Below are 20165 nucleotides of genomic sequence, written 5' to 3'. Positions count from 1 at the left end.
CTCAAGACAACACCTGGTCCAGAGTGAGGAACAACACATTTCCGGCCAAATCGGTCTGTTCCGTGACCGATTCGGGCGCGCCGATGCGGGCGGTGCGGCCGATCCCGCCGCCATTCGAATGCAGCCAGAGGAATCCCTGACCGGCCAGATCCAGGGTGCGCGGCAACGCGGCCGCCACCGCGCCGGTATCGGCGATTCCCTCGAGACTGATCAGGGTGGGCGTGGCGCGCAGGGCGGGCCAGGCCGCGGCGAAGCCGGGGTGCAGCGGCCGGTCCTCGACCTCGTCCTCGGGCACCCAGATCAGGTTCTGACTCTCCTGGTTGCCGCGGGTGCGCAGCTGATCGGCGGCATCGGCGATGACGGTGGTGTAGGTCCAGCCACTGGGCGCGGTCGCGGTCACGCGGGATCCGCGCACCCGGATCGAGCCGGGCGCGATGCCCGCCTCCTCCTCGGCCTCGCGGACGGCCGCGTGCACGCTGGTCTCGTGGGAGTCGCGGGCTCCGCCGGGCAGCGCCCAGGTGCCGCCCTGATGGGTCCAGGCGGCCCGATGATGCAGCAGGACTGCAGATCCGCCGCCGGCCAGCGGGGCGCGCAGCAACAGTCCGGCAGCGCCGAAACGACCCCACTGGCGGGTGCCATCCGGACTCTCCGCCCACCCGTCCCCATCACCACGCATCTTCGCAATCCCATCGTCCGACCGCACTGCCGTGCACAGCCCCCGCTCAGCGGAGCAGACCGCGGGGATTCCCGCGTCACAGCGGCGGTACGTCCACAATAAGCTCATCCGGCAGCAACAAGTCGGTCGTTCGATATCGGTCAGTAGGAGGTGAGGATGGCTCGCACCGAGGAATTGCGGCTCGCGGAGCTGTCCCCGCGCACTGCCGCGGCGGCCTGGCGCGAACGCTTCGCGACCACCGAACTGCGCAGTTTCGCCCGGTCCTCCCCGGCCAAACTGATCGCCATCGGGCTGGTCCTGCTGAGCCTGTGCGTGGCGGCCGGCCTCGTGACCGACACCGCGGTGACCAACCGGCAACACGCCCTGGACGTCCTGCTGGATCAGTCGGAGCCCGATGCCTATTCGGCGCAGCGGCTCTACACCTCGCTGTCGGTGGCCGACGCCGCGGCCGGTGCCGCCTTCATTTCCGGTGGGCTGGAACCGAAGCCGGTGCGTGACCGGTACAACCAGGCGATCGGCGAGGCCGCGGCCGAACTGGTGATCCAGTCCAATCGCAGTGACGGGGACACGGATACGCAGCTGCGCAGCGGCATCGCCACCGGGCTGCCGGTGTACACCGGCGTCATCGAGACCGCGCGGGTCGACAACCGCGCCGGGGAGCCGGTGGGCGCGGCCTATCTGAGCGAGGCGTCCAACCTCATGCAGGGAACGCTGCTGCCGATGGCGCAGGAACTGCAGGAGCACCGGTCCACCGCCATCACCGCCACCCAGCACACCCACGTGCGCCCGCCCTGGCCCGCCATCCTGCTGCCGCTGCTGGTGGTGGCGGCGCTGATCGCGGCACAGCTGTTCCTGTACCGGCGCTGGCACCGGGTGCTCAATCTCGGGCTGCTGCTGGCCACCGGGACCATGGTGGTGCTGCTGGCCTGGACGGTGATCGCGGGCATCATCTCCGCGGTGGACACCACCCACGCCCGCGACCAGGGCAGCACCCCCACCACGGCGCTCACCCAGAGCCGCATCCTGGCCCAGCAGGCTCGCACCGCGGAGACCCTCAAGCTGGTGCGCCGCGACACCAGCGCGGACTACGACAAGGCCTACGACCAGGCCATCGACAAACTGCGAAACATCCTGTCCGGCTATCGAACCGACGCGCCCGGCGCGAGCGACGTGCAGACCGCGGCGGCCGCCCTGGACCGCTGGCGGGCCGCGCACCAGCGCATGAACGACGCATTGTCCAAGGGCGACTTCATCGGCGCGGCCGCGGTCGCCACCGGGCCGGGCGCCAACGAGGCCGCCGCTCAGACCGACGCGCTGGACCGCGCGCTCGGCGACGGCATCGCCGACACCCGGGACATGCTGCGCACCGACACCTCGCACGCCGCCCGCACGCTGGACCTGCTCGGACCCGGGGCGCTGGTGCTGAGCACCGCCGCCGCCGTGCTGATCGCGGCCGGGCTCTGGCCCCGACTGCGGGAGTACCGATGACCCGAAGACCCGTCCGCTCCCTGACTCTCGCGGCCCTGGCCGCGGCCGTGGCCTGCACGGCCGCCTGCGGGGACACCAGTCCCCCGCCGCCCGCGCCCTCGACCCGGGTGCCCAGCTATGTCGAGCCGCCACTGCCGTCGGGAGCCGTTGCGGCACAGACCCAGAGCGCGCCGCCGCCGGAGGTGACCGACTGCGGTGACCCGACCGCGAGCCTGCGGCCCAATGGCACCAGGAGCGGGCCGGACATCGACGCCATCCGGGCACGGGGGCGGCTGCTGGTGGGCCTGGACCCGGGCAGCAATCTGTTCAGCTTCCGGGACCCGGCCAGCGGCACGCTCGCCGGATTCGATGTGGAGATCGCCCGCGAGGTGGCCCGGGACCTGCTGGGCGATCCGGGGGCGCTGGAGTTCCGGATCCTCGGCTCCGCCGACCGCGAGCGGGCGCTGCAGGAGCACACCGTGGACGTGGTGGTGAAGACCATGACCATCAATTGTGAACGGCGGCAGACGGTTACCTTCTCCACCTCGTATCTGCAGGCGCATCAGCGCGTGCTGGCCGTGCGCAACTCCGGCATCAACGGACTGACCGATCTGGCGGGCAAACGGCTGTGCCTGGTCAACGGCACCACCTCCCTGGACCTGATCCGGCGTTCGCAGCCCGCCGCGTCCATCCTCACCGTGCCCACCTGGGCCGACTGCCTGGTGGTGCTGCAGCAGCGGCAGGTCGACGCGGTGAGCACCGACGACACCGTGCTGGCCGGGCTGGCCGAGCAGGATCCGGCCACCGAGGTGGTGGGGCCCAACCTGAGCACCGAGCAGTACGGGATCGGCATCTCCAAGGGCGCGGACGATCTGGTCCGCTTCGTCAACGGCACCCTGGAACGCATTCGCGCGGACGGGACCTGGAACCGGCTCTATCGCCGCTGGCTGGTGACCGAGCTCGGCGACGCCGCCATTCCGCCGCCCCCGAGGTATCAGGACTGACGATGACCACACCCGAGCAGCCCGAGGGGACGCAGGCGGTCGCGCGCACCGAGTTGACCGTGGGGCCGTACTGGCCCGCCCGGACCGAGCTGACCACGCGGCACGCACCGGCCGGCGACGACGGCGCGGGCACCCGGCCCGCCGAGCGCACCGAGCCGACGCCGCGCGCGGAATCCCCCGGCACGGAGCCGACCGCCGTGGAACCGGAAATCCCGGTGGCGCCGGGTGTTTCGAGCGCCGAGGGCGAGCCGCGCACCCCGACCCGGCCCTCCCAGCGCACCGCTCGCATGACCCGCCCGCGCCCCGCGGTGCGGCGGCTCGGGGCCGGACTGGTGCCGATCCCGGCGGTGGAGCCGGTGGATCCGGAAGCCGCCGTGCTCGACGATCCGGTGGTGGCCGAGGGGCGGCGGTTCTGCTGGCGGTGCGGCAAACCGGTCGGGCGGGCCACCCCGACCCGGGTGTCCACCACCGCGGGCAGCTGCCAGACCTGCGGCGCGCCTTACGATTTCCGGCCCTCGCTGTATCCCGGCGACCGGGTGACGGGCCAGTACGAGATCCAGGGCTGTATCGCGCACGGCGGTCTGGGCTGGATCTACCTGGCCATCGATCGCAATGTGAGCGACCGCTGGGTGGTGCTCAAGGGCCTGTTGCACGCCGGTGACGCCGAGGCGCAGGCGGTCGCGCTGGCGGAGCGGCAGTTCCTGGCCGAGGTCGCGCACCCGAGCATCGTGAAGATCCACAACTTCGTGGAGCACCCGGGGTCGGACGGGACGCCGATCGGCTACATCGTCATGGAGTACGTGGGCGGGCATTCGCTGCGCGATCTGCTCGATCACCATGCGCCCGACCGCATGCCGGTCGCCGAGGCCATCGCCTACCTGCTGGAAATCCTTCCGGCCCTGGACTATCTGCATTCGGTGGGGCTGGCCTACAACGACCTCAAGCCCGACAACATCATGATCACCACCGACCGGGTGGAACTCATCGACCTGGGCGCGGTCACCCAGTTCGAGGCATACGGAAACCTGTACGGCACCAGGGGATTCCAGGCGCCCGAGATCGCGCACACCGGGCCGACGGTGGCCTCCGACATCTACACCGTGGGCCGTACGCTGGCCGTGCTCACCCTGCACCTGCCGATGGAGCGCGGCGCCTACGTCGACGGCATCCCGGATCCGAAGGAGCAGCCGGTGCTGGCCCGGCACCCGTTCCTCTACCGGCTGCTGTTGCGCGCCACCCACCCGGACCCGGAGCGCCGCTTCCCCTCCGCGCGGCTGCTGGCCACGCAGCTCACTGGCGTGCTGCGGGAGATCCTGGCCGTCGAGACCGGCACCGAGCATCCGCAGCTGTCCACCCTGTTCAGCCCGCCGCGCACCAGCTTCGGCACCGGCGAGCTCATCGCGCAGACCGACGGCATCATCGACGGCGTCCCCCGCGACACCCTGCTGCAGCCCCGCGATGTGGTGGCGGCGCTGCCGGTGCCCATCATCGATCCGGGCGACCCGTCCGCGCCGCTGCTGGCCGGGGCCGCGCATCCCGAACCCCGGCACTCTCTCGACGAACTGCGGCACGCCCGCCAGCGCGCGTCGGCCGAACCCGGCGGTGCGCCCGAGACCTTCGAACTGGAGGTGACGCTGGCCGAGGCCCGCGCCCACCTGGACCTCGACGAGCCCGCGGCCGCCCGCATGCTGCTGGCCCGGCTCACCGACGAACCGCTGCCGCCGGCCCCGGACTGGCGCATCGACTGGTACCTGGGCCTGACCGAGCTGCTGGAACTGGAGTACGAGCGCGCTTTCGCCCGCTTCGACGCCGTGCTGGAGGCGCTGCCCGGCGAGATCGCGCCCAAGCTGGCGCTGGCCGCTACCGCGGAACTCATTCTCCAGCACTGGGATTCGCCCGATCCCGAGGAATGGCGGTCGTACGCCGAGAACTACTACGCCACCGTGTGGCGCACCGATCGGGGCGTGGTGAGCGCGGCCTTCGGCCTGGCCCGCCAGCTGGCCGCGGCCGGGAACATCACCGCCGCCGTGCACGCGCTGGATCAGGTGCCGCCCGCCTCACGGCATTACGCGGAGGCCCGGATGACGGCCATTCTCATGCTGCTGACCTGCGCGCCCGCCGCGGAACTGGACGAGTCGACGCTGCGGGTGGCGGCGGCGCGGGTGCAGGATCTGCCGCCCGGCGAAGGACGCGCGGCCCAGCTGCGGATTCTCACCCTGGGGGTCGCGCTGGGCTGGGTGCAGGCCGGGAAGCTGCCGAAATCGGTCGGCTCCAAGCTGTTCGGGTCACCGTTCACCGAGCGGGATCTCCGGCGCGGCATCGAGACCGGCCTGCGCGGCCTGGCCCGCTCCGCGCCCGAACGCACCCACCGGTACGCGCTGGTGGATCTGGCCAACGCGGTGCGCGCCAAATCCTGGTTCTGAAAAACCGGAAGAGTCCCGTGTCGCCCGCGGCGGTCACAGAGGCAGTCTGCGAACCACGGGGCCGGCGAGGGAATTTCGGCCCCTACCACGGTTGTGCGTGGTGCGACACGGGTTCCGGTGGACCGGGCGAACCGGATCCGGTGACCACCATGCCAGGCCGATCATGATGTTTTCGTGAAGTCCGAATCGCTGTGTGGGCGCCGTGGCGTTCAGCCGACCAGATCGGCGGCGGCGCGGGCGATGGCGAGTTCCTCGTTGGTCGGGACCACCAGCACCGACACGTCCGAGTCGTCGGTCGAGATGCGCCGGGCCGTACGGTCTTTCGCGGTGTTCCGATCGGCGTCGATGCGAATCCCGTACCGCTCCAGTCCCGCCAGCGACTCGGCGCGCACCTTGGCGTCGTTCTCGCCGACACCGGCGGTGAAGGTGATGGCGTCCACCTTCCCCAGCTCGATCAGGTAGGCGCCGATGTAGCGCCGCAGCCGGTGGATGTAGACGTCGAACGCCAATTTCGCGGTCGGATGGCCGGTTTCGATGAGGCGGCCGAGCTCCCGGAAGTCATTGACACCGGAGATGCCCTTGATCCCGGAGTTCCGGTTGAGCAGGGCGTCCACATCGTTCACATCCATGTCCGCCGTGCGGATGAGGTGGAAGATGATCCCCGGATCCAGATCCCCGGACCGGGTTCCCATGACCAGGCCCTCCAGCGGGGTCAGGCCCATGGAGGTGTCCACCGCCTGCCCGGCCCGAATGGCCGAGGCCGACGCGCCGTTGCCGAGGTGCAGCACGATCTGGTTGAGCTCGGTTCTGTCCTTTCCGAGGAAGGCCGCGGCCTGGCCGGACACGTAATCGTGCGAGGTGCCGTGGAAACCGTACTTGCGAACACCGTGCGCCGCCGCGATTTCCGCGTCGATAGCGTAGGTCTTCGCCGCGGCGGGCAGATTGTGGAAGAAGGCGGTGTCGAACACCGCGACCTGCGGCACCTCCGGCAGCAGCGCGCGCGCCGACTCGATGCCGATGACATTGGGCGGATTGTGCAGCGGCGCAAGGGAGGACAGGTCGGCGATGGCCTGCACCACCGCGTCGGTGATGAGCGTCGGCTGGTAGAAGACCTCACCGCCGTGCACCACCCGATGCCCGACCGCGGCCAGATCCGCGTGCGCCAGATCCTGGCCGCTCGCGCTGAACAGATCGAACACCACCCGCAGGCCCTGCGCGTGATCGGCGATGGGCCCCTGATATTCGAAGGTCTTCTCGCCCGAGGTGTGTTCGACGGTCACCCCATCCGGCTCGACCGCCTCGCCGATGCGCTGCACCACGCCCTGCGCGCACACATCGGCGGTCGCCGGATCGAGCAGCTGATATTTGATGGACGAGGATCCGGAATTGATCACCAGAACCTTCATCACGCCTCCTGCTGAGCCTGAATCGCGGTGATCGCGACGGTGTTCACGATGTCCGCGACCAGCGCGCCCCGCGACAGATCGTTGACCGGCTTGCGCAGACCCTGCAGCACCGGGCCGATGGCGACGGCCCCGGCGCTGCGCTGCACCGCCTTGTAGGTGTTGTTGCCGGTATTGAGGTCCGGGAAGATGAAGACCGTCGCCTGGCCCGCCACTTCGGAATTCGGCAGCTTGGTCTTGGCCACCGTGGGCTCGATCGCGGCATCGTATTGAATCGGCCCCTCCACCAGCAGTTCCGGCGCCCGCTCGTGCACCAGCTTGGTGCCGGCGCGCACCTTGTCGACGTCCGCGCCGGACCCCGACTCGCCCGTGGAATAGGAGAGCATGGCCACGCGCGGATCGATGCCGAACTGGACGGCGGTGCGGGCGGAGGAGATGGCGATATCGGCCAGCTGGTCGGAGGTCGGGTCCGGCACCACGGCGCAGTCGCCGTACACCAGCACCCGGTCGGCCAGGCACATGAGGAAGACGCTGGACACGGTGGACACGCCCGGCTCGGTCTTGATGATCTCGAAGGACGGGCGGATGGTGTGCGCGGTGGTGTGCGCCGCGCCCGACACCATGCCGTCGGCGACCCCCATGTGCACCATCATGGTGCCGAAATACGAGATGTCGCTCATGAATTCGCGGGCGCGGTCCACCGTCATGCCCTTGTGGGCACGCAGGCGGGCGTACTCCTCGGCGAATTCGTCGCGCAGCGGGCAGGTCTTGGGATCGAGCACCTCGGCGGCCTCGATGTCCACGCCGAGCTCGGCGGCACGGCCGCGCACCGCCGCCTCGTCGCCGAGGATGGTCAGGTCGGCGATCTTGCGCTGCAGCACCCGGCCGGCCGCGCGCAGAATGCGGTCGTCGTCGCCCTCGGGCAGCACGATGCGCTTGCGGTCGTTGCGGGCGCGGTCGATGAGCTGGTACTCGAACATCTGCGGGGTGACGATGTTCGGGATGGGAATCTCGATCTGCCGCAGCAGTTCCCGCGGATCGACCCGCTGCTCCATGAGGGCCAGCGCGGTGTCCACCTTGCGGATACTGGACAGCGAGACGCGGCCGCGGGTGAGCGCGGTGGCCTTGGCGGTCTCGAAGGTGCCGAGGTCGGTGGCGACGATGGGCAGCTTGGGTTTGAGGCCCGCCATCAGTCGCGCGATGGACGGCTCGGGCAGCATGCTGCCGTTCATGATGATGCCGGCCAGCGACGGAAAGCCCTCCGCCTCATGGGCGTTCACCAGCGCGAGCAGCACGTCGGAGCGGTCACCGGGGGTGATGACGGCGACGCCGTCGGCGAGGCGTTCCAGAATGTGCTCGGCGGTCATGCCGCCGACGATCACCTCGAGCGCCTCGCGCTGCATGAGTTCCGGGTCGCCGCTGTAGAGTTCGCCGCCGATCGCCTCGCGCAGCTCCTCCATGGTGGGCGCCTGCAGCAGCGGTACCTCGGGCAGCGCCCAGGACGGCACGGTGCAGACCTGCTTCAGGGCGGCGGCGTCGGCTTCCAGCTGCCCGGGCTCGCACCGGTTGGCGATCACCGCCACCAGCTTGGCGTGCTCGGCCGCCAGCTCGGCGCGGCACAGCTCCACCAGCTGGCCCAATTCCTCGGGGGTGCGGCCCATTCCGCGCACCACCAGCAGTACGGGCGCACCGAGGTTCACCGCGATGCGGGCGTTGTAGCGCAGTTCGCTGGGGCTGGCGACATCGGTGTAGTCCGAGCCGATGACGAGCACGGCGTCGCACTGCTTGGCGACCGCGTGGTACCGCATGACGATCTCGCTGATCGCCGCGTCGGGATCCTCGTGCACCTGTTCGTAGGTGACGCCGATGGCCTGGTCGTAGTCGACGTCGGAGGTGGAGTGCTCGAGCAGCAGCTCGAGAATGTAGTCGCGCCCGGTCGCGGACCTGGTGATCGGCCGGAACACGCCCACTCGCGGCGTGGTGGCCGCGAGGGCCTGCAGGACACCGAGCGCCACCGTCGACTTGCCGGTGTCGCCCTCGGGGGACGCGATGTACACACTGGAAACCGGTGTGGCAGCCATGGGCGAAAGCCTACCGACCGTTATGGGCTGATTTCCGCGCGTACCCGGTTACCCGGCCGCGAATATTCGGGGACGGACGCCCGCGAGGGTCGCCCGTCCCCGTAGGTCACCGCGTGAACCGACTCAGAGGGCACGCAGGCGGGGCGCCAGATCGCGCTGGAACAGATCCAGGAACCGGCGCTGATCATGACCGGGCGCGTGGAAGACCAGGTGGTTCAGGCCCGCGTCCAGGTACGGCTTGATCTGCTCGACCGCCTGGTCCGGATCGCTGGCCACGATCCAGCGCTTGGCGATCTGCTCGATCGGCAGCGCGTCGGCGGCCGCTTCCATCTCGATGGGATCGGTGATGGAGTGCTTCTGCTCCGCGGTCAGCGAGAGCGGGGCCCAGAAGCGGGTGTTCTCCAGTGCCAGAACGGGATCGGTGTCGTAGGAGATCTTGATCTCGATCATGCGGTCGATGTCGTCGACGGAGCGGCCGGCCTTGGCGGCGCCCTCCGCGACGGCGGGCATCAGCTTCTCGGTGTAGAGATCCATGCCCTTGCCGGAGGTGCAGATGAAACCGTCACCGGCGCGGCCGGCATAGCGGGCCACCAGCGGGCCGCCCGCGGCGATGTAGACCGGGATGCCGCCCTTGGGCACGTCGTAGATCGAGGCGCCGACGGTCTTGTAGTACTGGCCGTCGAAGTCGACCCGCTCGCCCGTCCACAGGGCGCGCATGAGATCCACGGACTCGCGCAGGCGCGCGAAACGCTCCTTGAACTCAGGCCATTCGCCCTGGAATCCGGTGGCGATCTCGTTCAGCGCCTCACCCGAGCCGACGCCGAGCATGATGCGATCCGGGTACAGGCAGCCCATGGTGGCGAACGCCTGCGCGATGACCGCGGGGTTGTAGCGGAAAGTCGGGGTCAGCACCGAGGTGCCGAGCTGAATGCGCTTGGTGCGCTCGCCCACCGCGGCCAGGAAGGCCAGCGAGAACGGGGCGTGCCCGCCATTGTGCCGCCACGGCTGGAAATGGTCGGAGACGGTGGCGCTGTCGAGGCCGTGCGCCTCCGCTTCCACCGCGAGCTCCACCAGTTCGCGCGGGCCGAACTGTTCCGCGGACGCCTTGTAACCGAGCTTGAGGTCTTTCACCTGGGCACTCCTGTCGCCTTGCTGCGCTCGAGCTGTGCGGGCCAACCTCCCGCACGACCGCCGCGACACCGGGCATCGCGAACGGTCCTACTTCGCACGATAGGTCAGCGGTGAAACGCGGTGCGGCAGGGGTCACACCCAAGGGATCGAACCCCGGGTGGGCGGACGGTATTCCGGGGATGAAACCGGTCGGGCGGTCGGCAAGAGCAGGAATATATGAGCGTTCGGTTCCGGGATAGCGGAGAATGTGCGCGTGACCAACTCGAGCGCTGAACCGATCCTCTCCTATCTGACCGACATGGACGGCGTCCTCGTGCACGAGAATCACATGGTGCCCGGGGCCGATCAGTTCCTCGCCGAACTGCGCGACAACGACATTCCGTTCCTGGTGCTCACCAACAACTCGATCTACACCGCGCGCGACCTGCAGGCCCGGCTCAGGCACACCGGCCTCGATATTCCGGTCGAGTCCATCTGGACCTCCGCCCTCGCCACCGCGACCTTCCTCAACGACCAGCGCCCAGGCGGCACCGCCTACGTGGTCGGCGAATCCGGCCTCACGACCGCGCTGCACGAAATCGGTTACGTTCTCACCGATTCCGACCCGGACTACGTGGTGCTCGGTGAAACCCGCACCTACTCTTTCGAAGCCATCACCACCGCCATCCGGCTGATCTCCGCGGGCGCGCGCTTCATCGCCACCAACCCGGACGCCACCGGCCCGTCCCGCGAAGGCATCCTTCCGGCCACCGGCTCCGTCGCCGCCCTCATCACCGAGGCCACCGGCCGCAAGCCCTACTACGTCGGTAAACCCAACCCACTGATGATGCGATCGGCGTTGCGCCGCATCGGTGCCCACTCCCAGTCCACCGTCATGATCGGCGACCGGATGGACACCGACGTCATCTCGGGCCTGGAGGCGGGCATGCGGACCATCCTGGTCACCACCGGCATCTCCACCCCGGCCCTGGTCGAGCAGTTCCCGTACCGCCCGACCACCATCCTGCCGTCGGTGGCCGCCCTGGTCGGCAAGACCAAAGACCCGTTCGCGCTGTAGTCAGGCCATGCCCGTCGCGTCGCCCTCGAGCGCGTCGAGGGCGCCCGACAGGGTCGTCAGCGCGTCCACGATGTGGGCGAGCTGCTCGATACCCAGCTGCGCCACAAGCCGTTTCGCCATGGCCGCGTGCTGTGGGTCGATCCGCCGCACCGCGTCGTGACCCGCCTCGGTGATGGCCACCAGCTTCGCGCGCCGATGCGCCGGATTGGGGCGGTATTCCACGAATCCCTTGTCCGCCAGCACATCCGCGATGCGCTGCACGCTCTGGCGGGTGATACCCATTTCGCGGGCGATACCGGCCACCGGGAGCGGTTCGTGCAGAATCGCGCCGAGCACCTGCCACCACGCGACCGTGATCCCGGACGGCTCGGCCAATTCCTCTGCGATCGAGAGGAATTGGCCGTTCAGCTTGAACGAGGTGACGGCCGCGGCCCCGAACAGCTGCTGCGCGGTGCGGGTCATTGCGCGGCCGCCGCGCGCTGCTGCTCGTACTCGAACAACGCGTAGAAGCCCGCGGGATCATTGTCTCCGTACAGCCGGTACCAGGACTCCAGCACGTGCGGCTCGTAGATACCCAGGCGCGCGAAGATCTCGCGGGCGAAATCGACCGGTCGGGTGCCGGTCGCGGTGATCAGGTCACCGTCGGTGACCGCGGTCGCCTGCACATAGTGCTCGCCACCCGAATATCCGCTGTAGGCAAGATATCCCGCGTCATTGCTGGTGTGCCGCCGATCGTCCAGCAGGCCCTCCTGCGCCAGCCCGAAGGTCGCGCCGCAGATCGCCGCCACCGGCACCCCGGCCGCCAGAAACTCCCTGGCCTTGCGCGCGAAGGCCGCCGGCGTCTCGGGATGCTGCTCGGTTTCGAGTCCCGGCAGGATCAGCATGGCGCTGTCGGCGGGCTTCAGCTCATCGAGAACCAGATCGGGCAGGACCCGCATGCCGCCCATCGAGGTGATCGGCGCGGCGCCGAGGGCGACCGTCTTCACCTGCCAGGTTCCCGGCTCGCGGTGCCAGAGTTCGCGATTGATGTGTGCGGTCGCATGCCCGACCTCCCAGTCCGAGAAGGTGTCGTACACGGCCATGTGGACTGTTTTCAACATGACAGCATGCTGTCATGTTTGACAGCATGCTGTCAAACAAGATTCGACGACTCTCAGGGCTGCTTCCGGCCTCTGAGCACGAAAAGGGCCGGAACCCAGTGGGTTCCGGCCCTTTCGAATACTCGTCGGATCAGCTCAGGGCCTGGTCCAGGTCATTGAGCAGGTCCTCCACATCCTCGAGTCCGATCGAGATGCGGAGCACGCCATCGGTGATCCCCACGGCCGCACGACCTACCGGGCCCATCGCCCGGTGGGTGGTGGTGGCCGGATGCGTGATCAGCGTCTTCGCATCGCCGAGGTTGTTGGAGATGTCGACGATGCGCAGGCGGTTGAGCACCTCGAAAGCGCGCTTCTTGGCCTCGTTCTCCGACGCCTTCAGCTCGAAGGTGATCACCGTGCCGCCGCCGGACATCTGACGCTTGGCCAGCTCGTACTGCGGGTGCGAGGACAGGAACGGGTACTTCACCCACGCCACCGCGGGATGGGTCTCCAGGAACCCGGCGATCTTCAGCGCGGAGTCCACCGACTGGCGCAGGCGCAGCGGCATGGTCTCCAGGCCCTTGAGCAGCGTCCACGCATTGAAGGGGCTCAGCGCCGGACCGGTGTGGCGCATCAGGTTCTTCACCGGGCCGTCGATGTAGTCCTGCGGTCCGAGGATCGCGCCGCCGAGGACGCGGCCCTGCCCGTCGATGTGCTTGGTGCCCGAGTACACGGTGATGTCCGCGCCCAGGTCGAAGCCGCGCTGCAGCAGCGGGGTGGCGAAGACGTTGTCCAGCACCACCTTCGCGCCCGCCGCGTGCGCGAGATCGGAGACCGCGCGCACATCGGTGAGGGTCTGCATGGGGTTGGAGGGGGTCTCGAAGAAGACGGCCTGGGTCGGCACCGACAGCGCCTGCTCCCACTGGTCCAGATCTTCGCCGTCGACGAAGACGGTCTCCACGCCCCAGCGCGGCAGGATCTCGTTGGCCACCACGAAGCAGGAGCCGAACAGGCTGCGTGCCGCCACCAGGCGGTCACCCGCGGCGAGCAGCGCGCCCAGCGCAGTGAACACCGCCGACATGCCGGAGGCCGTCGCGAAACATGCCTCCGCGCCGTCGATCAGGCGCAGCCGCTCCTCGAACATGGCGACCGTCGGGTTGCCGTAGCGGGAGTAGACGAAGTGCTCGATATCGCCGGTGAAGGACGCCTCGGCCGCCTCGGCGCTCTCGTAGACGAAACCCGAATTGAGGAACAGCGCCTCGGAGGTCTCGTCGAAGCCCGAGCGCCGAGTGCCGCCGCGCACGGCCTGTGTAGCGGGGCCGACGCCCTCGGGGAGCGGTTTGTCGAAGGAACCACCGGTGATCATGATTGCCTCCCTGCGATCCGGCCGGACACGAAACTCATGACTGACGCCAGGGCAGGCCGTCGGCCCGCCAGCCGGTGCCGCCGCGATGCCCCTGACCGTCGAGCGCACCCTCGAAGCCGTCGACCACATTGAAGGCCGGGGCGATACCGAGGGTGGTGGCGGCGGTGGCCGCGCCGATGGAGCGCTGGCCGGAGCGGCAGATGAAGATGACCGGCGCGACCGAGTCCTGGCCGCGATCGCCGAGCGCCTGCTTCAGCTGATCGGTGAAACGGGCATTGGGCGTGCCGGAGACGTCCACCCACTCGATCAGCGCGGTCGGCCGGCCGATGCCGCTGGTGTCGGGCACCCCGACGAACCGCCACTCGGCTTCGGTGCGCACATCCACCAGCACCGCATCGGGGTTGTCCCGCAACAGTTCCCACGCCTGCTTCGACGTGATGTCACCCGCGTAGCTCACTTGTACCTCCTGTGAATCCGCACTTGCCGCACCGCTGTCCGATGCGAGGCCAGGTCGTCACCCGGAGCACCCCGCCGCGGAGGAGGGTTGCCGACCAGCCAGCCGGGGCTTGACGCTGGTACTCATGACCTGGGTTGAGAGTGCCGAAAAAACGGCCCCACTGTCAAACCCCGGCCGCGACTTCGGCCGTTGTCAGGAATTGCAGACCAACCAGCGGGAATTCTCCCGGGTGAAGTGCCAGGTCGAGGTGGTCTGGGCGCCGGAGACCGTGAAAGTGACCTGCGCCGTGGCCTTCTCGCCGTCGATGGCAGGGTCGGCCAGCTTGTCGAACGTGATGGTCGCCCCGGTCGCGGCCGCGTCCTTGAGCGGCGAGGCATTCTCGTCGAATCCCTTGCAGGACAGGGTCGGATCGTACTTGCCGGTCTCGCTACGGGCCTCGATGAACTTGCCCGCGGCCACCGCGAGCCGATCGGAATCTGTGACATTCTTCTCAACCGGCGAGACCAGCGTCGCGATCACAATGCCCAGGATCACGACCGCGATGACGCTCGCCGCGACCAGGAACGGCCACATGCTGCGGGCCTCGTTCCGATCGATCGGAACCGATGTCTCCCCGGCTGTCTCCTCGGCGTCGCTCATGGGTAGATCATGCCTGGTCGCCGCCGTGCGCCCGGCACGGCGTTCCCACGGTTCGGGCCTCGGCATTCCCACAGTTCACGGCCCTGCGCGTGAAGGGCCTCGTGCGCCATCGATAGAATCAGCAGAATTTCCGCCCCAGGCGCGGGAATAGCAAGACTACGCAGCAACGCTGCAGCGTCGGGGGCCAACGGCGGTCACCGAAGCCAGGGCGTCAACTTAGCCTAAGCTAAGAACGACGGCTGAGTTTTGACGACAAGTTAGTTTCGACCCAAAGGGTGCGCGGAAGAATGACCGAACAGAGTGCAGCGACCCGCCCGCTACGCATTGCGATCGTGGGCGCAGGCCCGGCCGGTATTTACGCCGCCGATGCCTTGATGAAGTCCGATGCCGAGGTGAGCATCGACCTCTACGAGCGCATGCCCGCGCCCTTCGGCCTCATCCGCTACGGCGTCGCGCCCGACCACCCGCGCATCAAGGGCATCATCACCGCCCTGCACAAGGTCCTCGACAAGCCGCAGGTCCGCCTGCTGGGCAATATCGACTACGGCGTCGACATCACCCTCGAGGACCTGCGTCAGTTCTACGACGCGGTCATCTTCTCCACCGGCGCCAACGCCGACCGCGCCCTCGAGGTGCCGGGCATCGACCTCGACGGCTCCTACGGCGCCGCCGACTTCGTGTCCTGGTACGACGGCCACCCGGACGTGCCGCGCACCTGGCCGCTGGACGCGGAGAAGGTCGCCGTCCTCGGCGTCGGCAACGTCGCCCTCGACGTGGCCCGCGTGCTCGCCAAGACCGGCGACGAACTGCTGCCCACCGAGATCCCGCCGAACGTCTACGAGGGCCTGCAGGACAACAAGGCCCTCGAGGTCCACGTCTTCGGCCGCCGCGGGCCCGCCCAGGCCAAGTTCACCCCGCTCGAACTGCGCGAACTCGACCACTCCCCGACCATCGAGGTCATCGTCGACCCCGAGGACATCGACTACGACGAGGGCTCCGAGGCCGCGCGCCGCCACTCCAAGCAGGTCGACATGATCTGCAATACGTTGGAGCAGTGGGCCATCCGCGATGTCGGCGACCGCCCGCACAAGCTGTTCCTGCACTTCTTCGAGAACCCGTCGGAGATTATCGGCGCCGACGGCAAGGTCGTGGGCCTGCGCACCGAGCGCACCCAGCTCGACGGCACCGGAAACTGCAAGGGCACCGGCGAATTCAAGGACTGGGACATCCAGGCCGTGTACCGCGCGGTCGGCTACCTGTCGCAGAACATCCCGCTGCTGCCCTTCGACGACCAGGCCGGCACCGTGCCCAACGAGGCCGGGCGCGTGCTCGTCGACGAGGACGCCGACGGCGCGGCTCGCTACATGCCCGCTACCTACGTGACCGGCTGGATCAAGCGCGGCCCGGTCGGCCTCATCGGCCACACCAAGGGCGACGCCAACGAGACCATCGCCTGCCTGCTCGACGACGCCGCGAACTTCACCCCGGCCGCGCGGCCGGAGCTGGAGGCGGTCACCGAATTCCTCGAGCACAAGGGCATCCCGTTCACCACCTGGGCCGGCTGGTACCGCCTCGACGCGCACGAGCGCGCCCTGGGCGAGCCGCAGGGCCGCGAGCGGGTCAAGGTCGTCGAGCGCGACGAGATGCTCGCCGCCTCCGAACCCGGCAAGGTTTCCTGACCAGCGCCAATCCGGCTGCCGGACAAGGTTGTCCACACATGTCACCGTTCTGAGGCATGCTGATCACGTGTTCGATGCCCATCTCCACATCTTCGATCCGCGGTTCCCGCTGGTCGAGAACGAGGGCTACCTGCCCGACCCGTACACCATCGCCGCTTATCGCAAGCGCATGTCCCGCTTCGATATCGACGGTGGCGCCCTGGTCAGCGGGTCGTTCCAGGGCACCGATCAGAGCTATCTGCTGGCCGCCCTCGCCGAACTCGGCGAGGGCTGGGTCGGTGTCACCAATCTGCACGTGGACGCCACCGACGACGAGATCCTCGAGCTGAACCGGGCCGGAGTGCGGGCCATCCGGTTCAATCTCAAGCGCGCGGGCGGCGACATCGTCGGGCTCACCATGCTGGCGCTGCGTGCCTACGAACTGGCCGGCTGGCATGTGGAGCTCTACATCGACGGGTCCATGCTGGGCTCGCTGGAACCGGTCATCACCAAGCTGCCCAAGCTGTCGATCGACCATCTGGGCATGTCCGACGACTGCCTGCCCTACCTGCTGAACCTGGTCGACCGCGGGGCCAAGGTGAAGGCCTCCGGCTTCGGGCGGGTGGCGATGAATGTGGGCTCGGCGCTGCGCAAGATCCACACCGTCAACCCCGAGGCCCTGATGTTCGGCACCGACCTGCCCGGCACCCGGGCCGGACGGCCGTTCCGCGACGCCGACATCTCGCTGCTCGCCGACGCCGTGGGCACCGATCTGCACCGGGTGCTCGAGGACAATGCCCGCGCGTTCTACGGGCTGCCCGCCAAGGAACGCCTGTTCGAGGACCTGAACCCGACCATGCGCCGGGCCGCGGGCGAAGCGCCCACCCTGCGGCTGCCGCGGTCGGAGCTTCCCGGACCCCCGCCCCCGCCCACCCTGCCGCTGCCGATCATCGATCGCTAACGGCAACGGGCCACCCCGTGAGGGCCGCGGAGACTTCGCGTTATTGTCATACCGTCAACACCGGTGTGTGAGCCGGTGCGCAGGATTCGACGACGAACCGAGGTAGGGCGTGAGCACTCCATCCACCGCCAAGCAGGGCCCGCTCGCGGGCATCCGGGTTGTTGAACTGGCCGGCATCGGCCCCGGTCCGCACGCGGCACTGCTGCTCGCCGACCTCGGCGCCGACGTGGTGCGGGTGCAGCGGCCCGGCATGCTGCCCGGCTTCATGGAGCGTCCACAGTGGCGCGGCCGCACCATCGTCGAGGCGAACCTGAAGGATCCCGCCGACATCGAGCAGGTGCTCGGGCTCATCGAGAAGGCCGACGTGCTGCTCGAGGGCTTCCGGCCCGGCGTCACCGAGCGCATGGGACTGGGCCCCGACGCGGCGCTGGAACGCAATCCGCGCCTGGTCTACGGCCGCATGACCGGCTGGGGCCAGTACGGCCCGATGGCCGACCGCGCCGGACACGACATCAACTACATCTCGCTCACCGGCGTGCTGAACGCCATCGGCCGCAAGGGCGAGCGCCCCGTGCCGCCGCTGAACATGGTCGGCGACTTCGGCGGCGGTTCCATGTTCCTGGTCTTCGGCATTCTGGCCGCGCTGGTGGAACGCCAGAACTCCGGCAAGGGCCAGGTCATCGACGCCGCCATGATCGATGGCGCACTCGCGCTCTCACACATGATCTGGGGCATGAAGGGCGTCGGCCTGTGGTCCGACGAGCGCGGCACCAACCTGCTCGACACCGGCATGGCCTTCTACGACACCTACGAGACCTCCGACGGCAAGTACATGGCCGTGGGCTGCATCGAGCCCCAGTTCTACGCGGAACTGCTGCAGGGCCTGGAGATCTCGCCCGAGGGCCTGCCCAACCAGCTCGACCCCAACGGCCAGGACCAGCTGCGCAAGCTGTTCACCGAGAAGTTCAAGACCAAGACCCGCGACGAGTGGTGGGCGATCTTCGAGCACACCGACGCCTGCACCACCCCGGTCCTGACTTTCACCGAGGCCGAACAGAATCCGCACATCCAGGCCCGCACCGGCCTGATCGATATCGACGGCGTCGTGCAGCACGCCCCGGCCCCGCGCTTCTCGCGCACGCCGGCGGGCATCCCGACCCCGCCGCCGAACGAGGGCACCCCGATCGAAACCGTCTGGGCGGACTGACCTTCCGCGCACGGCCGAACGCCCCCTGTGGAATTCCACCGGGGGCGTTGACTTTTCCGATGCGGCGGGTAGCTCCCGGACTTACGGGGCGACGAGCTGGATGTCGAGCTCGATGGCGATCTTGTCGCTCAGCATGGCGTTGGGCATGCCCGGGGCGACGTCGAACTCGCTGCGCTTGATGGTGCCGGCGGCGGTGAAGCCGGCGTGCTCCTTGTTGTCCTGCGGGAAGACCTGCACGCCGCCCCACTCGACCTCGAGGGTGACGGGCTTGGTGATGCCGCCGATGGTGGCCTCACCGGTGACCTCGAACTCCGCGCTCAGGGCGACGGGCTCGGGGACGCGGAAGGTCAGGTGCGGGCGGTTGGCGACATCGAGGATGTCGGCGCTGCGGACGTGGCCGTCGCGCATCTCGTTGCCGGTGTCGAAGGAATCGAAGTAGATGGTGGCCTCGATGGCGGCCTCGCCGGCCTCGTTGACCACGAAGCCGGTCTCGAAGCGGTTGAAGCGGCCGCGGACCTTGGAGATGCCCAGGTGCTTCACGGTGAAGTTGACCGAGGAGTGAGCGGCGTCCAGGGTCCAGGAGCCGGGGGCGAGGGTGGTCTGCTCGGAAGTCGTCATGTCAACCACTCTAAGTGGACTCCGGTCCGCTTATCCACACCGTGGTTATCCGGGGACTGCCAGGGCGCGGATAACGGAACCAGGACCAGGCAGTATGGAAAGGGTGTCCCGTTCCGAATTCGCCGAGTTCCTGATCGCCCGCCGCGCACAACTGCAGCCCGAGGACGTCGGACTGCCCGCCGGCCGGCGACGGCGCACACCCGGCCTGCGCCGCGAGGAGGTGGCCGCGCTCGCCGGTGTCAGCGCAGACTACCTGGCCCGCCTGGAGCAGGGACGCGACACCAACCCCTCCACCGCCGTGCTGGCCGCCCTCGCGGAGGCGTTGCGGCTCAACGAGATCGAGAAACACCACTTCGGCAAGCTGGCCCTCGGGCTGGAACAGAAGGCTTCCTGCCCTGCCTCCGGGCAGGCCCGGGAACAGGTCTCCGAGACCATTCAGGCGGTTATCGACGCCCTGCAGCCGACGCCCGCGCTGGTGCTCGGGCGCTGGCTGAACCTGCTCGCCGGAAACCCCTCCTTCCGCGCCTTCGCCGAACCCCTCGGCATGTTCGACGCGGAGGCGCACGGCAACTTCGCCATCTACGTCTTCGCCCATCCGGCCGCCCAGCAGACCTTCCTGAACTGGTCCGACGCCGCCGATATGGCCGCCTCGTCCCTGCGCGCCGCCGCCACCCGGTTCCCCGACGACCCGTCGGTCGAGGCCGTCGTCACCGCCCTGAACAGCTACCCGGAGTTCGAGCGACGCTGGCGCGAGCACCGGCTCACCGACTTCCGATCCCTCGTGCTGAAGATTCAGCACCCGGCCCGGGGTGCGGTCGAGGTGGAGGTCGAGACCCTGGATCCGGCCGCCGACCAGACCGTCATGGTCTGGCTGGTCGACCGCCGCCAGGCCCGTACGCCCGGATTACGGCTGGTCAACGAATAAAACCGCAGGTTCC

At 68.9% G+C, this 20165-nt stretch carries 18 protein-coding genes and 1 riboswitch; of the genes, 8 read left to right on the top strand and 10 right to left on the bottom strand.

All coding sequences use genetic code 11. The features are described 5' to 3' along the window. Window position 1 precedes the first annotated feature (1 nt). The gene (locus ACWEQQ_RS30710) at window positions 2–676 is read right to left on the bottom strand and encodes an NUDIX domain-containing protein (protein ID WP_452350691.1); all 675 of its coding nucleotides are present in this window, start codon (window positions 674–676) and stop codon (window positions 2–4) included. A gap of 156 nt (window positions 677–832) precedes the next feature. Here ACWEQQ_RS30710 and ACWEQQ_RS30705 point away from each other — a divergent pair, with 156 nt between their 5' ends. Genes ACWEQQ_RS30705 through ACWEQQ_RS30695 form a run of 3 tightly spaced genes read left to right on the top strand, consistent with a single transcriptional unit; the run spans window position 833 to window position 5570 of the window. Beyond that, window positions 833–2164, top strand: coding sequence for a hypothetical protein (locus ACWEQQ_RS30705; protein WP_452350690.1), 1332 nt, complete (start codon window positions 833–835; stop codon window positions 2162–2164). Next, window positions 2161–3147 carry a glutamate ABC transporter substrate-binding protein gene (locus ACWEQQ_RS30700; protein WP_452341602.1) on the top strand — a complete coding sequence of 329 codons (987 nt, stop codon included), beginning with the start codon at window positions 2161–2163 and terminating at the stop codon, window positions 3145–3147. Before ACWEQQ_RS30705 ends, ACWEQQ_RS30700 begins: the two co-directional genes overlap by 4 nt. 2 nt (window positions 3148–3149) lie before the next feature. Further along, window positions 3150–5570, top strand: coding sequence for a tetratricopeptide repeat protein (locus ACWEQQ_RS30695; RefSeq protein WP_452350689.1), 2421 nt, complete (start codon window positions 3150–3152; stop codon window positions 5568–5570). Window positions 5571–5779: 209 nt separating this feature from the next. Here the strand turns inward: ACWEQQ_RS30695 and ACWEQQ_RS30690 are convergent, their stop codons facing one another. From ACWEQQ_RS30690 to fgd, 3 genes are all read right to left on the bottom strand, one after another. Beyond that, window positions 5780–6976 (bottom strand): acetate kinase, encoded by a 1197-nt coding sequence (locus tag ACWEQQ_RS30690; protein ID WP_452341600.1) that lies wholly within the window; start codon window positions 6974–6976, stop codon window positions 5780–5782. Further along, the gene (gene pta, locus ACWEQQ_RS30685) at window positions 6976–9054 is read right to left on the bottom strand and encodes a phosphate acetyltransferase (RefSeq protein ID WP_452350688.1); all 2079 of its coding nucleotides are present in this window, start codon (window positions 9052–9054) and stop codon (window positions 6976–6978) included. Before pta ends, ACWEQQ_RS30690 begins: the two co-directional genes overlap by 1 nt. A 123-nt stretch (window positions 9055–9177) precedes the next feature. After that, entirely contained in the window at window positions 9178–10185 is a 1008-nt protein-coding gene (gene fgd / locus ACWEQQ_RS30680) for a glucose-6-phosphate dehydrogenase (coenzyme-F420) (RefSeq protein ID WP_379388639.1), read from the bottom strand. A 298-nt stretch (window positions 10186–10483) separates the two neighbouring features. On the opposite strand from fgd, the gene ACWEQQ_RS30675 reads away from it, so the two are divergent. Then, a complete protein-coding gene (locus ACWEQQ_RS30675; RefSeq protein WP_379429045.1) occupies window positions 10484–11242 on the top strand; it encodes an HAD-IIA family hydrolase in 759 nt (252 codons plus the stop codon). Here the strand turns inward: ACWEQQ_RS30675 and ACWEQQ_RS30670 are convergent, their stop codons facing one another. From ACWEQQ_RS30670 to ACWEQQ_RS30650, 5 genes are all read right to left on the bottom strand, one after another. Next, complete coding sequence (locus tag ACWEQQ_RS30670; RefSeq protein ID WP_452350687.1) at window positions 11243–11704, bottom strand: MarR family winged helix-turn-helix transcriptional regulator; 462 nt, start codon at window positions 11702–11704, stop codon at window positions 11243–11245. Then, window positions 11701–12342 carry a type 1 glutamine amidotransferase family protein gene (locus ACWEQQ_RS30665; protein WP_452350686.1) on the bottom strand — a complete coding sequence of 214 codons (642 nt, stop codon included), beginning with the start codon at window positions 12340–12342 and terminating at the stop codon, window positions 11701–11703. Before ACWEQQ_RS30665 ends, ACWEQQ_RS30670 begins: the two co-directional genes overlap by 4 nt. A gap of 130 nt (window positions 12343–12472) precedes the next feature. Next, on the bottom strand, window positions 12473–13687 hold the full coding sequence (locus ACWEQQ_RS30660; RefSeq protein ID WP_452350685.1) for an O-succinylhomoserine sulfhydrylase: 1215 nt from the start codon (window positions 13685–13687) through the stop codon (window positions 12473–12475). A 34-nt stretch (window positions 13688–13721) separates the two neighbouring features. Beyond that, the gene (locus ACWEQQ_RS30655) at window positions 13722–14144 is read right to left on the bottom strand and encodes a rhodanese-like domain-containing protein (RefSeq protein WP_452350684.1); all 423 of its coding nucleotides are present in this window, start codon (window positions 14142–14144) and stop codon (window positions 13722–13724) included. Between the two features lie 14 nt (window positions 14145–14158). After that, window positions 14159–14274, bottom strand: a riboswitch (SAM riboswitch). A gap of 62 nt (window positions 14275–14336) precedes the next feature. After that, a complete protein-coding gene (locus ACWEQQ_RS30650) occupies window positions 14337–14783 on the bottom strand; it encodes an Rv0361 family membrane protein (protein WP_452350683.1) in 447 nt (148 codons plus the stop codon). A gap of 287 nt (window positions 14784–15070) precedes the next feature. Here ACWEQQ_RS30650 and ACWEQQ_RS30645 point away from each other — a divergent pair, with 287 nt between their 5' ends. The 3 genes from ACWEQQ_RS30645 to ACWEQQ_RS30635 all read left to right on the top strand — a co-directional run bounded on the left by ACWEQQ_RS30645 (window position 15071) and on the right by ACWEQQ_RS30635 (window position 18609). Next, window positions 15071–16462 (top strand): FAD-dependent oxidoreductase, encoded by a 1392-nt coding sequence (locus ACWEQQ_RS30645; protein ID WP_452350682.1) that lies wholly within the window; start codon window positions 15071–15073, stop codon window positions 16460–16462. Window positions 16463–16529: 67 nt separating this feature from the next. Continuing rightward, window positions 16530–17402, top strand: coding sequence for an amidohydrolase family protein (locus ACWEQQ_RS30640; RefSeq protein ID WP_452350681.1), 873 nt, complete (start codon window positions 16530–16532; stop codon window positions 17400–17402). 109 nt (window positions 17403–17511) lie between these two features. Continuing rightward, the gene (locus ACWEQQ_RS30635) at window positions 17512–18609 is read left to right on the top strand and encodes a CaiB/BaiF CoA transferase family protein (RefSeq protein ID WP_452341591.1); all 1098 of its coding nucleotides are present in this window, start codon (window positions 17512–17514) and stop codon (window positions 18607–18609) included. An 81-nt stretch (window positions 18610–18690) separates the two neighbouring features. On the opposite strand, the gene ACWEQQ_RS30630 is transcribed toward ACWEQQ_RS30635, so the two are convergent. Then, window positions 18691–19227, bottom strand: coding sequence for a YceI family protein (locus tag ACWEQQ_RS30630; RefSeq protein WP_452341590.1), 537 nt, complete (start codon window positions 19225–19227; stop codon window positions 18691–18693). A gap of 103 nt (window positions 19228–19330) precedes the next feature. Between ACWEQQ_RS30630 and ACWEQQ_RS30625 the strand changes: the two genes are divergently transcribed. Next, window positions 19331–20152, top strand: coding sequence for an MmyB family transcriptional regulator (locus ACWEQQ_RS30625; protein ID WP_452341589.1), 822 nt, complete (start codon window positions 19331–19333; stop codon window positions 20150–20152). Window positions 20153–20165 lie beyond the last annotated feature (13 nt).

This window comes from Nocardia sp. NPDC004123 (genome assembly GCF_053603795.1).
This window is presented reverse-complemented; position numbering and strand designations above follow the sequence as displayed.